Below are 15,571 nucleotides of genomic sequence, written 5' to 3' on the forward strand. Positions count from 1 at the left end.
GGTTTATTTACTGTTTCCTGCATATCCGCTTACCTTGATATAATCAGACGGATAGTAATAAGTTACATTGCCTTTCTTCGTGGTCAGAACACCTGTATAAGATCTTCCGGCAGAGCTCTGTGGAATCAGCATAAAATGATACTTGGTGCTTCCATTGGTAGTCAGATATTTTCTCTTATAGAGTTTGCCGCCCTTCTTATTGGTGTAGCGTCTGAATGCCACATACTTGGACTTGAAGCTGTAATTTTCATAAGAGGTTGTGTTTAATCTGCGATTAATGTTAGCACCCTTTTTAGCCGCAACAATTAATGGTAAAGTAGAAAGATTGCTTCCGGTTCTTGTCATCTTGATCCACTGACCTTTCTTGATGGTCCTTGTGTTCTTCAATGGACTGTGACTGGAACTCTGGTATGCTGCTGTAATCTTGCTCTTGGCATTCGGTGAGGTAATTTTCACGCTAAGCTTCACAGAACCTGATGTAACCTTAAGGCAGGCGATCATTCCCTGATTGGAAGAGGTGCTGCTCTTAATGTATGTGTTGTTAATGATCTGGCCGGAATCTGTTCTGGCGCCCTTCAAAGCTTCTGCTTCTCCGCCATATGCATATACAATATCATATCTGGTGCCGGAACTCTGCGGCTGAATGCGGTAACTGTAATTCGTAATCGCATTTGACTGAATATTGGTATTCAATAAATGAATACATCTGCCTGCTTTTACTGTGATCGGTTTAAACGATTTAGTTGCCGCTGATACCGGCAAGGTACAAAGCATGGTCATAGCAGCCGCTGCGACCCCGATCAATAGTTTCTTAAACTTCTTTCCTTCTCTCATAAATCCTCCTTGCTGCTCGTCTGGCGAGCTTAATATAATACATTTGCTGGTGGCTTTTGCTTACCGAACCCTTATCAGGAACACTTTATCATTTGTTTCTGATTCGCACTGCCGACTGTGCCAGAGTGTGTTTGAAAAAGGCATTTGACATATAGCAGCATGCAGTGTTTTCTTTATAAGTATTTTAGCATATTTCGCTTTGTTTTCTGTAAAATATATGTTTCTTACTCTTCTGCTGTGATTGCAGCCAGTTTGCCGCCTGTCACTTTCAGAAGATCCGCTACCGGCACTTTCAAGGTCAGGCCGATTCTCCCCCCGCTTACATAAATTTCCTGAAAATTTCCTGCCGAAGCATCAAAAACCGTGGGAAAAGGTTTCTTCATTCCAATAGGGCTGCAGCCACCGCGAACATAGCCTGTGATCTTCGTAATATCTTTCACATGGATCATATCAACTGCCTTCTCTCCTACTGCTTTGGCAGCTGCCTTACGATCCACTTCTTTCTCAATCGGAACTACAAATACATAATATCCGCCGCTTTTCCCTTCCATCACAAGCGTTTTAAAGGACTGCTCATAAGGTGCTCCTGTAATATCCGCACAATGGATTCCATCAATAAATTCATCACATTCATAAGCAAGTGTTTCATACTTTACCTTCTGTCTGTCCAGCATTCGCATTGCATTTGTCTTTGCTTCTTTTGCCATTTCGGGTCAACCTCCTGTAATGTATTGGCATAGTAAAGTTTTACCATAGAATTATGTTTTCGTCAATGGAATCTGTCGGGCTGATTTTGCCCCAGAAAAAAAGGAGGGCCAGGACTTATCAAAAAGTCCTGGCAAGTATGAAAAAGAAAATATGATCTATACGATTAAAAAGGTTATCGCCTTTGTTTGATTATTAATATACCTGGAATCTGTGATGAAATTGTGAGGGAGATTTGATGGGTTTGTGAAAATTTCTGTGAGTAGAAGTCAAATTTTAGCACCCACATTATATATTATGCATTCAGAATTTCACCCACATTTTGCCCATACGGAATTACTTATGTGAACAGGACGTGGGCAGGGTCTGCGTGTTGACTTTGCGGATAAAAAATGAGCACCCTGTATTTTGTACAGAATGCCCAATTTCATTGCTGCATAGCAATTATAGTTTATTCAATTATTAGAACTTACCAGCCTTAGCAGCTTCCTCTACAGAAACAGCTACAGCAACAGTAGCACCAACCATCGGGTTGTTACCCATTCCGATAAGACCCATCATCTCAACGTGAGCCGGTACGGAAGAGGATCCAGCGAACTGTGCATCAGAGTGCATACGTCCCATAGTATCTGTCATACCGTAGGAAGCAGGACCTGCTGCCATGTTGTCTGGGTGAAGAGTACGTCCTGTACCACCGCCGGAAGCAACGGAGAAGTATTTTTTACCCTGCTCGATACATTCTTTCTTGTATGTACCTGCAACCGGATGCTGGAAACGAGTCGGGTTAGTGGAGTTACCAGTGATGGAAACACCAACGTTCTCGTGATGCATGATAGCAACACCTTCCTGAACATCATCTGCACCGTAGCATTTTACAGTAGCACGAAGTCCGTTTGAATATGGCTTCTCATAGATTACGTTTAATTTAGCTTCTTTGTAATCGTATTTTGTCTCAACAAATGTGAATCCGTTGATACGGGAAATGATCTGGGCAGCATCTTTTCCAAGTCCGTTCAGGATAACACGTAATGGTTTCTGACGTACTTTGTTTGCTTTCTCAGCGATACCGATAGCACCCTCAGCAGCTGCGAAAGACTCATGTCCTGCTAAGAAGCAGAAGCACTCTGTCTCTTCCTCAAGGAGCATTTTACCAAGATTTCCATGTCCAAGACCTACTTTTCTGTGGTCAGCAACAGATCCAGGAATACAGAAAGCCTGAAGTCCTTCTCCGATAGCTGCAGCAGCGTCAGCAGCTCTCTTGCAGCCTTTCTTGATTGCGATTGCAGCACCTACTGTGTAAGCCCATGCAGCATTCTCAAAGCAGATCGGCTGAATTTTCTTAACCTGGTCATATACATCAAGACCAGCGTCTTTTGTGATTTTCTCAGCTTCTTCGATAGAGCTGATTCCATAGCTATTTAATACAGAATTGATCTGAGCAATTCTTCTCTCATATCCTTCAAATAATGCCATTTCTGTTCGTCTCCTTTCGCTTGTGGCTTACTCTTTTCTTGGGTCAATAATCTTAACAGCATCAGCTACACGGCCATACTGACCTTTTGCCTTCTCCCATGCAGTGTTAGGATCATCACCTTTTTTGATAAAGTCAGTCATTTTTCCAAGAGAAACGAACTGATATCCGATTACTTCGTTGTCTTCGTCAAGAGCAATACCTGTTACATAGCCCTCTGCCATTTCCAGGTAACGAACTCCTTTTTCCTTGGTAGCGTACATTGTACCAACCTGGGAACGAAGGCCTTTACCAAGGTCCTCAAGACCTGCACCAACAGCAAGACCGTCATCAGAGAAAGCACTCTGAGTACGTCCGTAAACGATCTGAAGGAACAGTTCTCTCATTGCTGTATTGATTGCATCACAGACAAGGTCTGTATTTAATGCTTCAAGAATTGTCTTACCCTGAAGAACCTCTGCTGCCATAGCTGCAGAATGTGTCATACCGGAGCATCCGATTGTCTCAATAAGGGCTTCCTCGATTACACCATTCTTAACATTTAAGGACAGTTTACAGGCACCCTGCTGAGGAGCACACCAGCCTACACCATGTGTAAAACCAGAGATATCTTCAATTTTCTTTGCATGGACCCACTGGCCTTCTTCCGGGATCGGAGCTGGCTCATGTTTTGCACCCTTAGCTACTGGGCACATGTTTTCAACTTCAGTAGTGTAAATCATTTTAAGACTCCTTTCAGTGTTGATTACTTAATCGTTGTTAAAGACCTAACAACCTAGTGTTATTTTCTCACAAAATCCTTCATTCGTCTAGTCATATTTTGCAAAATTTACGAAAAAATTGTCAGTACCATTTATTGGATTTGTCTTGTAGAAATTTTATTTTCATGATAAACTACATAAGAACATTCCGATCACAGCTGCCACCTGGAATTTTCATGGCAAAAAACATCCGGAAATACTTTATATTCAAAACAGGAGGACTTACATAGATATGTCATCGCAAACCTCAACTTCTTTTATGCCCGAAAAACTGAGAATCCTAAGCGGAAGTGCCCTGAAGATGCTGGCTATGGCGATTATGCTGATCGACCATACCGCTTCTTTCCTTCTGCGTCACTACCCGCCAGCCATTGCGCCCTGGTTTCAAATAGGCAGCACCACTTATTCCCTATACCGGGTAATGCGTGACGTGGGGCGTGCAGCTTTCCCTATTTTCTGTTTCCTGCTTGTGGAAGGATTTCTTCACACCCATAACCGCTTTAAATATGGAAGAAATCTTCTGATTTTCGCCTGTATTTCAGAAATTCCATGGAATTTTGCACAAAATGGCACTCTGCTGTATCCAGATAAGCAGAACGTTTTTTTCACCTTATTTCTGGGATATCTTGCATTCTGCCTGGTCGAACACTTTGAAAAAAATGCTTCCATGCAGCTTGTCTGCATGTTGTTGCTTCTTGCAGTCTCCTATTTTCTCAAAGCAGATTACGGATATAAAGGCTTTGTATTTCTCCTGATCATGTACTGGCTGCATCAGCACAAACCTGCACAGGCAGTTATTGGAAGCTGCTGGCTGATCTATGAATGGAAGGCTTGCTTTGCTTTTATTCCTTTGAATATGTACAATGAAAAACGGGGATTTATTCAGGGGAAATGGGTAAAATATCTCTTCTATGCTTTTTATCCGGTACATATTGCTATACTGACCGTAATCCGCAAGATGTGGTTTGGAATTTAGAACAGCTATGATATAAAAATTATTTATGGACATGTCCAGAAAAAACGGCTTGACAGAATTCATTTTCTGCCAAGCCATTTTATTATACTAGAGCCTGTTTGAAAAATCATTCCCGCAATCTGCACGCCCCACTTTGCGGGAGATTTCACCCGAATTCGGTTGCCGTAGCCCGCTACGGCGCCCTCATCCGGGCGAAATCTCCCACAAATTGTGACGCACATCTTGCAGAAAGCCTTTTTCAAACACGCTCTAGTTTAATTCTTTGTTACAATCTCGTCTTTATTCTTATAAATGCTGTTTGCCGGAACGCATCCACGTACTGGAGAAAGCGGATAAATGTTAGTGTTTCTTCCAATCACAGTTCCCGGATTCAGAACCGAACCACAGCCAACTTCTACATGATCTGCCAGCATGGCACCAAACTTCTTAAGTCCTGTCTCAATCTTCTCCTCGCCGTCTTTTACAACAACCAGTTTCTTGTCTGACTTTACATTGGAGCAGATGGAACCTGCACCCATATGGGATTTGTAACCCAGTACAGCGTCTCCTACATAATTGTAATGGGGAACCTGCACATTGTTAAAAAGGACTACATTCTTAAGCTCTGTGGAGTTTCCCACTACACAGCCCTCTCCTACAAGAGCTTTGCCGCGGATAAATGCACAGTGGCGCACTTCTGTATTCTTGCCGATGATGGCTGGTCCGTTAATGCAGGCGGTAGGTGCAACCTTGGCAGATTTCGCAATCCAGATATTCCCCTCCAGATAGTCATATTCATCTGGATCCAATGTTTTTCCCAATTTCACAATGAAATCACCAATCTCCGGAAGAACTTCCCACGGATAGGTTTTCCCCTGGAAAAGCTCTCCTGCGATGGTCTGGGTCATATCCAGCATGTTTGCGATGGTAAAATCTTTTAACATAATACATCCTCCTCATATAAATCTAATTTAATGAATGATTTCCTTTATTCCCAAATCTGTATCAGAGCGTGTTCTGCCTTTTTTTCATAGCAGTTTCCCGCTCCGGCTTCTTATAAAACTGCGCAGCTGCATCAAAAAACTGCCTCAGCGCATACTGAAAATGACTGTCCTCCACCTGTTTGGTACGAATCCTTACAAAGTGCTCCAGCTTATCCATATATTCCTGCTCTGTAATAGATCCCTCTGCTACATAGGTAAGTCCCTTCTCCCAGCTGGCAGTCAGTTCCGGGTTCAGAAGCTGACGGATAGAACAGTTTACCACATCATAAATCATTTCCCCCTGAAGGGTAGGTGTGATCACCTGGGTTTTCTTATTCAGAGACAGATATCTGATATTAAACAGCTTCTTCAAAATCTCTGCTCTGGTGGCGCTGGTACCAATTCCGCTTCCCTTGATCTGTGAACGAAGATCCTCATCCTCGATCAGCTGGCCTGCATTCTCCATTGCCAGGATCATAGAACCGGAATTGTATCGTTTCGGTGGAGATGTCTCTCCTTCCTTGATACCAAGACCATTTATGTTTAGTATATCACCCTTTTTCAGTTTCTGCAATGCAGCTAACAAAGCTTCGTCGCAGGAAACCTCACCTTCTCCTTCACTTTCGGGAGTTTTTCCGGAAACTTCTGCCATACTCTTTTTTGCAAAAGAATTTGCAGCAATCTTCAGATACCCTTCACTAAGCAAAACTTTAAAAGAAGAAAAGAAAGATTCATTCTCCATTTTCGTCACAAGGCTTACCTTCTGATAAACAGCCGGTGGATAAAAAATGCTTAAAAATCGTCTCACAATCGTCTCATACACCCGCTGTGCTGTCAGAGAAAGTCCCTTTAGTGCGCCAAGTCCCTGGCCAGTAGGAATAATAGCATAATGGTCTGTAATCTGTTTGTCATTGGTGTAACGTGTCTTCGCGATATTTTTGTATGCGCCAAGCTCTAACGCACCTTGCGCAGCTTCCCCGGCCTGAGGATAATTCCGAAGCCCGGAAATATTCTTATAAATCTCCTTTGCCACAGCTGTCGATAAAACTCTGGCATCTGTTCTGGGATATGTGACCAGTTTCTTTTCATAAAGATCCTGCACAATGGAAAGAGTCTCATCCGGACTGATCTTGAACAGTTTGGAACAGACATTCTGAAGCTCTGCCAGATTAAACAGAAGAGGCGGATTCTTATTTTCCTTCTTTCGCTCAATCTTCTCCACCGTACATATAAGAGGCTGCTGTGTACTTAATTCACAGATCAGCTTCTGGGCATCTTCTTTTTTCTTAAAACCATTTTCTTTATATAAAACAGGGGACTGGAAATAGCGGCTGCCTTCTACAGCTCTCCACTCTCCTTCAAAGCTTTCTCCTTCAAGAGCAATGCTGCTCACAACTCTGTAAAAAGGTGTTTTCACAAATGCGCGGATTTCCCGCTCGCGGCGAACTACCATCCCAAGGACACAGGTCATAACCCGTCCAACGGAAATTGCCTGGTATTTGCCTCCAAGATAATTGGTTACGCTGTTTCCATAACGCAAAGTCAGTACACGTGAGAAATTAATTCCCATCAGATAATCTTCTTTTGCCCGAAGATAGGCGGCTGCGGCAAGGTTATCATATTCTGAGATGTCCTTTGCCTCACGGATTCCCCGAAGAATCTCTTCTTCAGTCTGGGAGTCGATCCACACACGCTTCTGCGTCCTGTCCTTCACTCCCGCCATCTGTGCTACCAGGCGGTAAATATATTCACCTTCACGCCCAGAGTCGGTACACACATAAATGGTATCAATATCAGGTCTGTTTAAAAGCCCTTTCACGATCTGGAACTGTTTTTCCACGCCAGGTATCACTTCGTATTTAAAATCATGCGGCAAAAAAGGCAGGGTATCTAAACTCCACCTTTTGTATTTCATATCATATTTCTCAGGATAGCTCATGGTGACCAGATGTCCCACACACCAGGTCACCACGCAAGTATCAGACTCGATATAGCCATCCCGTCTTTGTCCGCCAGATTTTAAAGCTTTCGCAAATTCCTGAGCCACGCTGGGCTTCTCTGCTATGTATAAAGCTTTTGACATATTATTTATCTGCGCTCATCTTTCTTAATGGCCATGCCAGTAAAAGAGCACCTCCCACCATATTTCCAATGGTTACGATCAGCATACTCTTCAGCATGAGACCAACGGAAAGGCCATCTACCAGACCAAGGCTTACTACAAAAATTCCCATGTTTGCAATGCAGTGCTCAAATCCGCTGAAAACGAATGCAGAGATACACATTACGATCATAAGGAATTTACCGGTTTCACTTTTCAGCTTAATTCCGCAGAGTACACCAAGACATACGAAGAAGTTACACAAAATTGCACGCATGAACATCTGTCCCATAGGGATCGTCAGCTTGTTGTTAATAAAGCCTGCGAAATAATCTGCTGAGCCGGATGCACCTGCTCCTACAAAAAGAAGTGCCATAATTGCACATCCAACGAAATTGCCAAGGTAGCTTACCAGCCATACCTTGCCTGCATCCCCCCAGGATACACTCTTGTCGAAGGCGCCGAATGCCATTACCATGTTATTACCGGTAAACAGCTCGCCGCCAACCAGGCTGATCAGAAGAACAGCAATGGAGAACACTACAGCTCCAAGAAACTTGCCCCAGGCAGGATCTGATCCTGAAAATACACTTCCTATAACATTGCTGTAAATAACTGCCACATCAATAAAGAAACCAGCCATTACAGCCCGAAGAAAGTACTTCAGGAAATTGCCGTTCAGCAGCCCGATTTTGTTTTTGGCTGCGTTTGAAAGTTTTTGCACATCTTCATAGTTCATAAAAAACACCTCCGTATTGTTTTTTACAATTATAACACTTTGATGTATTTTTCACAATAGAAGTTGATAATTTTTTATCAATTAGGAACTATTTCACAAAAACAAGATGTTTCTTTTGTAAATTAATTACCCGTCCAATCACAGCACAGGGAAGCGACAGAGAAGACAGTCGACTAATTGCCTTGCCCGCATCCTGAGAATCTATACTCAGGAGAAGCCCTCCGGAAGTCTGCGGGTCAAATACTATATCCTCACGGGCAGCAAGCTCTGCTTCATTTATGATGGTTTCACTTCTGCCTGTTTCATTTTCCACAGCTTCACACCTGGTCTTTTCCAGCCAGAAATTCTCACTGCTTTCCCCACTGTGATTCTTCCATGAAAACTCGCACTCTCCCCCTGCAAATTCCCGATTGCGGTATGCACCTACAGGAATAAATCCCATAGAAGCATAGTCAAGTGCTCCTTTCATAATCGGCAGGGAACCAAGAGAAATACAAAGGGTCTTCCCACTTCCCTTCGCCATTTCCAGGGCATGTCCGGCAAGACCAAAACCTGTTACATCCGTGCAGGCATGAATCTGCAGATCTGCCACTTTATCTCTGGCATACCTGTTCAAAGTCGCCATCACAGAAGCTGCATAGGCAGTCTCTTCCTCAGATGCCATCTCTCCTTTCACTGCAGTAGAAAGAATTCCGGTTCCAAGAGGCTTGGTAAGGATCAGAACATCTCCGGTCTCTGCTCCAATATTTTTCCACATTGAGGCAGGATTTACAAATCCGGTAACGCACAAGCCATATTTCGGCTCATCGTCCTGAATCGTGTGTCCTCCCGCAAGAGAAGCACCAGCCTCCATTACCTTGTCTGCACCTCCCCGCAGAATCTCGCCCAGAATCTCCGGATCAAGACAATTAGGAAAGGCTGCAATATTCAATGCCAGCTTAGGCTCTCCACCCATAGCATACACATCACTTAACGCATTTGCCGCTGCGATCTGTCCGAAAGTATAAGGATCGTCCACGATCGGTGTAAAAAAATCCACGGTCTGGATCATGGCCAGATCATCAGATATACGATATACAGCAGCATCGTCGGAAGATTCCGTTCCGACCAGTAAATTCGAATCATAAAACTTCGGCAGCTTACCCAGAACCTGGGCAAGGGTCCCCGGACCTACTTTCGCCGCTCAGCCAGATGTATGAGAATACTGGGTAAGGCGGATTCGCTCTCTGTCGCTCATGGACTCACCTCCTGTCAGTTCTAGAGCGTGTTTGAAAAAGGCTTTCTGCAAGATGTGCGTCACAATTTGTGGGAAATTTTGCCCGGATGAGGGCGCCGTAGCGGGCTACGGCAATCGAATTCGGGTGAAATCTCCCGCAAAGTGGGGCGTGCATATTGCGGGAATGATTTTTCAAACAGGCTCTAACGTGCTATCTATTTTAACATGAATCTCCCCTATCGTAAACGGTCAGTTTTTTATTTTAGTTGTTTATCTGCTACTATTCTTGAAAAAGGTGCAAGATGTACGTCACAATTTGCGGTAGATTTCACTCGAATTCGTCTGCCGTAACGGGCTACGGCAGACGAATTCGAGTGAAATCTACCACAAAGTGGGGCGTGCTGATTGCCGGCAATCCCAAAAAGGGAGAATGCCACCACATCCGGCAGCATTCTCCCTGCATTTATTCACTCTTCAATTTATTTCGCCTGGATATATCCCTGCGCCTTCAATGTCTCTGCGCAAAGAACAGCACCACCTGCAGCACCTCTTACAGTGTTGTGGGAAAGTCCAATGAACTTCCAATCGTAAACAGTATCCTCGCGAAGTCTTCCGATTGATACGCCCATTCCGTTCTCGAAGTTCACATCCTCTGTAACCTGTGGACGATTATCCTCCTCAAGATACTGAATGAACTGCTTCGGTGCGCTTGGAAGATTCAGTTCCTGAGGAACTCCCTTGAACTCTACAAGTGCTTTTACAAGCTGCTCTTTCGTAGGTTTCTTTCTGAATTTTACAAATGCAGCTGCAGTGTGTCCATTCAGGATCGGCACACGAACGCACTGACATGTGATAACAGGCTCTTTCGCCGGAACAATCACGCCGTCCTCAACTTTACCCCAGATACGAAGTGGCTCTTTCTCGCTCTTTTCTTCCTCGCCACCAATATATGGAATGATGTTATGCTCCATTTCCGGCCAGTCCTTAAATGTTTTTCCAGCTCCGGAAATTGCCTGATATGTAGTAGCAACTACTTCATATGGCTCAAATTCTTTCCATGCAGTAAGTGCAGGTGCATAGCTCTGAATAGAACAGTTTGGCTTAACAGCGATGAAACCTCTCTTTGTTCCCAGACGCTCTTTCTGATGTTTGATAACTTCGAAATGCTCTGGATTGATTTCCGGAATTACCATCGGCACATCAGGTGTCCATCTGTGAGCGCTGTTGTTGGAAACAACTGGTGTCTCAGTCTTGGCATATGCTTCCTCGATGGCTTTAATCTCGTCCTTGGACATATCTACAGCAGAGAATACAAAGTCAACAGTTGACGCAACCTTCTCTACCTCATTTACATTCATAACAACAAGCTTTTTCACTGCTTCCGGCATTGGAGTATCCATTTTCCATCTGCCTCCTACAGCGTCCTCGTAAGTCTTTCCAGCACTTCTCGGGCTTGCTGCAACAGTTACAACTTCAAACCATGGATGATTCTCTAACAGGGAAATAAATCTCTGACCCACCATTCCGGTAGCACCTAAAATACCAACTCTAAGCTTTTCACTCATAATATTCTCTCCTCATTCTTTCCTCTGCGTACATGTGTATTTCTATGACATACTATACCATGTTCTGAGAAAATGCAAGTACTTTCTTAAATTTTATCATATTAAAGCAATAAATTTATCTGATTTACCAAAAAAATCCTGTAAAACAAGATTCTTTCGTTACTTTCCACCGAACTGCCCAGAGCATGTTTGAAAAAGGCTTTCTGCAGGATGTGTCCTCTTTTCAGTTCGCTTCCAGATACTTTTTATTTCCTGCAATTACCTGCTCCATCACATCCGGACCGGGAGCTCCAAGAGTCATACGTTTCTCCACACAGGTCTTCATGCTGATAGCCTCATAAATATCCTGTTCAAACACAGGACTGATTTCTTTATACTCTTCAAGGGACAGTTCATCCAGGGAAATTCCCTTTTCAATACATTTCAGAACCAACTGCCCAACGATTCCATGCGCATCACGGAAAGGCACGCCATGATTTACCAGGTAATCTGCCGCATCAGTAGCATTGGTAAAGCCATTCTTTGCGCTTGCTTCCATGTTCGCCTTGTTAAACTGCATGGTGGATATCATGCCGGTAAAAAGAGCCAGACAACCTTTCACAGTATCAATAGCATCAAATGTAAGTTCCTTATCCTCCTGCATATCCTTATTGTATGCCAGCGGAATTCCCTTCATGGTAGTAAGAATTGATGTCAGTGCTCCATAAACACGTCCTGTTTTTCCTCTTACCAGCTCAGCAATATCCGGGTTCTTCTTCTGAGGCATAATACTGCTTCCGGTACTGTATGCATCATCGATTTCCACAAAACGGTACTCATTGGAATTCCAGAGAATAATCTCCTCGGAAAAACGGCTGAGATGCATCATAACCGTAGAAAGTGCGGACAACAGTTCAATCACATAATCTCTGTCAGATACAGAGTCCATGCTGTTTCTGGTTGGCTCATCAAAGTCCAGAAGCTGTGCGGTGTATTCTCTGTCCAGCGGATAGGTAGTTCCTGCAAGAGCTCCCGCGCCAAGAGGACAGGTGTTCATTCTCTTGCGGATATCAAACAGACGTCCTCTGTCACGGCGGAACATTTCAAAATATGCTCCCACATGATGCGCCAGCGTAACTGGCTGGGCTTTCTGGAGATGGGTAAAGCCGGGCATATACGTATGCACATTCTCTTCCATGATCTTCTGAAGAGCCTCAAGCAGTGATTTTACTTCCTGGTCAATCTCATCGATCTCATCACGCACATAAAGCTTCATGTCCAGTGCAACCTGGTCATTACGGCTTCTTCCCGTGTGAAGCTTCTTACCCGGATCACCAATACGGTCGATCAGGTTTGCCTCTACAAAACTGTGGATATCCTCATATTCTGATGTGATTGCAAGTCTGCCTGCTTTCACATCTGCCAGGATTCCCTCCAGTCCTTCTAATATCTGATCTCTCTCTTTCTCTGTCAGAATCCCCTGTTTTGCAAGCATCTTTACATGTGCCTTGCTGCCACGGATGTCCTGTTCATAAAATTTCTGGTCAAATGAAATGGATGCATTAAAATTATAAACCAGTTTATCGGTTTCCTTAGTGAAGCGTCCGCCCCAAAGCTGTGCCATAATATTTTCCCTCATTTCCTGCAAAGTTCCACGAATTTTTCAATATTTTTATTCCAAAAGCAAGATGCTTAAGAATTTTACAGAAATACACTTTGAAGTATTATAGGAACCTTACAAATTCTTTCTAACTTTACTACAATCAAGTGCTAGTTTATCACACTTTCTGCTAATTGCAAAGAGTCTTTCATTATGATTTTCGCTATACATTACTGCATCAAACCGTTTTGCAATGCACAAAATTCATGCAAGTGCATGACTCTGCACTATTGTTTGCAAAATATCAGATGGTTTCACTGACAGTCCATGCAGCTCTGTTGTTTCTGCTTTTCCCGCTCCATGCTCTCCCGCTTAGAAAACACACACCCGCAATAATTCTGCCGATACAGCCCATATTCATGGGAAAGTTCTATAGACCGCTTATATCCGTTCTTTTTCTTGAAATCAGACGGAAGATGCTCCACTTTATAGATTTGTGCAAGTTCCTGGCCTATCTCATTGATCTTTCCTGCATTTTTTAAAGGACTGATGGAAAGTGTGGTGGTAAAATAATCATATCCGCCCTCCTGAGCCAGCTTTGCTGCTGCCTCCATTCGAAGCCGATAACATTTGAAACACCGTTCTCCTCCCTCCGGTACATCCTCCAGCCCTTTTGCCATGGCATAAAAATCCTCTGGTCTATACGCGCCTTCCACCAGATCGACTGGATGAAGAAACTCCATCTCGCTGATCAGCCTGCGGATTTCTGCCACCCGCTTCTCATATTCCTCCTTGGGAGAAATATTGGGATTATAAAAAAATACTGTAACAGAAAAAAACCTGGAAAGATATTCCAGGACATAACTGCTGCAGGGCGCACAGCATGCATGAAGAAAAAGTCTGGGAACCTTTCCTTCTTTCTCATGCTGTTCGATTAATTTTTCAAGCTCTTTTTGGTAATTTACATTTGCCAATTCTCTCACCCATTCTTACAATCGTTTCATATCCATTCTCAGAATTCTCAATCAGGTCAGAATCCATTCTTACCTTTCCATGCTGAAGAAGCAGGACAATGGTAGAACCTCCGAATTCAAAATAACCTTTTTCTTCACCCTTTTTCACTTCGCAGGCACCAGGTTTCAGATTGGTAATTTTCCCCACCATCATAGCTCCGACTTCCATCATAGCAATGGTTCCAAACTGCTCTGTTTTTAACAGGCAATACTCTCTGGTATTCTCATGATAAATCTGGCATACGTCATTAGCAGCAGGATTTACCGTATGAAAAACACCGGGGATCTTTACATCCGGAGATTTCTCTCCGTCTGCCACATAGCAGTAATGGTGATAATCATCGACTGTCAGCCTGAGGATCACTGCATAACCGCCAAGATACCGCTCTGCCAGCTTTTTATTCCTCAGCAGGCGTTCCAGAGTATACAGAGTATCTTTTATATAAAACCTGGAATCACTGCCAATACGGCTTACTGTAACCTTTCCGTCACAAGGACTGACCAGTACGCTGTCATCCGCTGCCACAGGCCGCTGCCCCTCTTTAAGCCTGCGGGTAAAAAAGTCGTTATAGGAAGCAAACTCCTGTCTGGTGCAGCTGGAAAGATCAATGTGATTGCGCTCCACAAATCCAGGAATCATCCTCGCAGAAAGCCTGGTATTCAAAAACCAGCCGCCCAGTCTGGTAACAAAAGGCTGTATTATGATCTTCAGGCAAAGACGTCCGCCCCAGTCATTATACAGATGGCGCAAAAATTTATCCTGTCTGTTCTCCTCTATTGTGATGTTGCCTTTTCTGTCTATATATTTCATAATACCTCCCCTGCATTTGCTATAAAAGTTCCCGATGGCATCCACAAAAGAGCCATGCCTGCATAAGCGAATTCATGGATATCGTCTGGCGACAGCCCGGATTACGAATGCAGCCGGCAGCTGCAGGAGCGCAACAGGCGCCAGACAGCTGACTTTCATATATGGTGAATATCCGTTTTATAACAGATGAAACATCATGGAAAGCGCCAGTGCCACAAGGGCAACCAGAAGGATCACCATTGGATTCTGAGGTTTTTTCACCTTAAAATCACTGATAAACAGCACTCCGACTACTACCACTGCCACATGGATCACCAGAAGGAAATTTTTCCCGCATCCTCTTCTCAGCAGATAAAGGAACGGAAGGATGATCGCCATCGAAGTGATTGGCAGACCTTGGTAATAGTGACGAAGCTCGGAGGTCTCGTTCTGTCTCTTCTCTTCCATTACGTTAAAGTAACCCAGACGGATTACAGAAGCTACACAATACAGGCAGAGAATGATCACTCCTGGGATATGGTTCATTCCCAGACAATAACAGATCATTGCCGGAAACACACCAAAACATACCACATCACACAGGGAATCGATCTGAATTCCAAATTTCTTCTCATCCTCTGTACGGTTCTTCTTTGTACGGGCGATTTTCCCGTCAAACATATCACAAAGTCCGGACAGTGCCAGACACAAAATTGCAACTTTGAAGTCTCCCTCCAGTGCTCTTGTCATTCCAAATACGGAAACAGCGAGACTGATGTATGTAAGCACCACCGTATAATCATAAAATCCAAGCATATCCTGTTTCTCCTTTTTCAAACGTTCTTCCTTCATTGCAGTT

At 43.7% G+C, this 15,571-nt stretch carries 17 protein-coding genes and 1 pseudogene; 3 read left to right on the forward strand and 15 right to left on the reverse strand.

The features are described 5' to 3' along the window. Nucleotides 1–3: 3 nt before the first annotated feature. From AB5170_RS11045 to AB5170_RS11060, 4 genes are all read right to left on the reverse strand, one after another. The gene (locus AB5170_RS11045; protein ID WP_173719454.1) at nt 4–834 is read right to left on the reverse strand and encodes a hypothetical protein; all 831 of its coding nucleotides are present in this window, start codon (nt 832–834) and stop codon (nt 4–6) included. A gap of 224 nt (nt 835–1,058) precedes the next feature. After that, entirely contained in the window at nt 1,059–1,541 is a 483-nt protein-coding gene (ybaK, locus tag AB5170_RS11050; RefSeq protein WP_118581456.1) for a Cys-tRNA(Pro) deacylase, read from the reverse strand. A gap of 460 nt (nt 1,542–2,001) precedes the next feature. Continuing rightward, on the reverse strand, nt 2,002–3,012 hold the full coding sequence (locus AB5170_RS11055) for a GGGtGRT protein (RefSeq protein WP_118581437.1): 1,011 nt from the start codon (nt 3,010–3,012) through the stop codon (nt 2,002–2,004). A gap of 27 nt (nt 3,013–3,039) precedes the next feature. Next, entirely contained in the window at nt 3,040–3,732 is a 693-nt protein-coding gene (locus tag AB5170_RS11060; protein ID WP_118581434.1) for an iron-sulfur cluster assembly scaffold protein, read from the reverse strand. 271 nt (nt 3,733–4,003) lie between these two features. On the opposite strand from AB5170_RS11060, the gene AB5170_RS11065 reads away from it, so the two are divergent. Continuing rightward, complete coding sequence (locus tag AB5170_RS11065; RefSeq protein WP_195409006.1) at nt 4,004–4,747, forward strand: TraX family protein; 744 nt, start codon at nt 4,004–4,006, stop codon at nt 4,745–4,747. 59 nt (nt 4,748–4,806) lie between these two features. Here the strand turns inward: AB5170_RS11065 and AB5170_RS11070 are convergent, their stop codons facing one another. Beyond that, the gene (locus AB5170_RS11070; RefSeq protein WP_306797080.1) at nt 4,807–4,968 is read right to left on the reverse strand and encodes a DUF6783 domain-containing protein; all 162 of its coding nucleotides are present in this window, start codon (nt 4,966–4,968) and stop codon (nt 4,807–4,809) included. On the opposite strand from AB5170_RS11070, the pseudogene AB5170_RS11075 reads away from it, so the two are divergent. Further along, nucleotides 4,906–5,232: pseudogene (locus AB5170_RS11075) on the forward strand (DUF6783 domain-containing protein); the annotation flags it as partial. The gene AB5170_RS11070 and the pseudogene AB5170_RS11075 sit on opposite strands and share 63 nt — an antisense overlap. A gap of 499 nt (nt 5,233–5,731) precedes the next feature. Here AB5170_RS11075 and AB5170_RS11080 read toward each other — a convergent pair. From AB5170_RS11080 to AB5170_RS11095, 4 genes are all read right to left on the reverse strand, one after another. Further along, nucleotides 5,732–7,792 carry a DNA topoisomerase gene (locus AB5170_RS11080; protein WP_173771052.1) on the reverse strand — a complete coding sequence of 687 codons (2,061 nt, stop codon included), beginning with the start codon at nt 7,790–7,792 and terminating at the stop codon, nt 5,732–5,734. Nucleotide 7,793: 1 nt separating this feature from the next. Next, on the reverse strand, nt 7,794–8,549 hold the full coding sequence (locus tag AB5170_RS11085) for a formate/nitrite transporter family protein (RefSeq protein ID WP_118581426.1): 756 nt from the start codon (nt 8,547–8,549) through the stop codon (nt 7,794–7,796). Nucleotides 8,550–8,637: 88 nt separating this feature from the next. Next, nucleotides 8,638–9,786, reverse strand: coding sequence for a selenide, water dikinase SelD (gene selD / locus AB5170_RS11090; RefSeq protein WP_226837910.1), 1,149 nt, complete (start codon nt 9,784–9,786; stop codon nt 8,638–8,640). A 4-nt stretch (nt 9,787–9,790) separates the two neighbouring features. Beyond that, a complete protein-coding gene (locus AB5170_RS11095; protein WP_308768407.1) occupies nt 9,791–9,901 on the reverse strand; it encodes a DUF6783 domain-containing protein in 111 nt (36 codons plus the stop codon). Between AB5170_RS11095 and AB5170_RS11100 the strand changes: the two genes are divergently transcribed. After that, nucleotides 9,851–9,994, forward strand: a complete 144-nt coding sequence (locus AB5170_RS11100) for a DUF6783 domain-containing protein (RefSeq protein ID WP_308768408.1) — start codon at nt 9,851–9,853, stop codon at nt 9,992–9,994. The two genes, AB5170_RS11095 and AB5170_RS11100, sit on opposite strands and share 51 nt — an antisense overlap. 28 nt (nt 9,995–10,022) lie before the next feature. Here the strand turns inward: AB5170_RS11100 and AB5170_RS11105 are convergent, their stop codons facing one another. The 6 genes from AB5170_RS11105 to AB5170_RS11130 all read right to left on the reverse strand — a co-directional run bounded on the left by AB5170_RS11105 (nt 10,023) and on the right by AB5170_RS11130 (nt 15,564). Further along, on the reverse strand, nt 10,023–10,217 hold the full coding sequence (locus tag AB5170_RS11105; protein ID WP_368072622.1) for a DUF6783 domain-containing protein: 195 nt from the start codon (nt 10,215–10,217) through the stop codon (nt 10,023–10,025). A 27-nt stretch (nt 10,218–10,244) separates the two neighbouring features. Then, complete coding sequence (gene asd / locus AB5170_RS11110) at nt 10,245–11,330, reverse strand: aspartate-semialdehyde dehydrogenase (protein WP_118581417.1); 1,086 nt, start codon at nt 11,328–11,330, stop codon at nt 10,245–10,247. A gap of 223 nt (nt 11,331–11,553) precedes the next feature. Continuing rightward, nucleotides 11,554–12,933, reverse strand: coding sequence for an argininosuccinate lyase (gene argH, locus AB5170_RS11115; protein ID WP_118581414.1), 1,380 nt, complete (start codon nt 12,931–12,933; stop codon nt 11,554–11,556). Between the two features lie 290 nt (nt 12,934–13,223). Next, nucleotides 13,224–13,883 (reverse strand): epoxyqueuosine reductase QueH, encoded by a 660-nt coding sequence (locus AB5170_RS11120; RefSeq protein WP_173716235.1) that lies wholly within the window; start codon nt 13,881–13,883, stop codon nt 13,224–13,226. Then, entirely contained in the window at nt 13,852–14,733 is an 882-nt protein-coding gene (locus tag AB5170_RS11125) for a phosphatidylserine decarboxylase (RefSeq protein ID WP_368361566.1), read from the reverse strand. Before AB5170_RS11125 ends, AB5170_RS11120 begins: the two co-directional genes overlap by 32 nt. A gap of 177 nt (nt 14,734–14,910) precedes the next feature. Beyond that, nucleotides 14,911–15,564, reverse strand: coding sequence for a CDP-alcohol phosphatidyltransferase family protein (locus AB5170_RS11130; protein WP_330602670.1), 654 nt, complete (start codon nt 15,562–15,564; stop codon nt 14,911–14,913). Nucleotides 15,565–15,571: the final 7 nt, after the last annotated feature.

The organism is Ruminococcus sp. RTP21484sp1_RTP21281st1_A8_RTP21281_210402, from assembly GCF_040914025.1.
Classification (GTDB): domain Bacteria; phylum Bacillota; class Clostridia; order Lachnospirales; family Lachnospiraceae; genus Blautia_A; species Blautia_A faecis.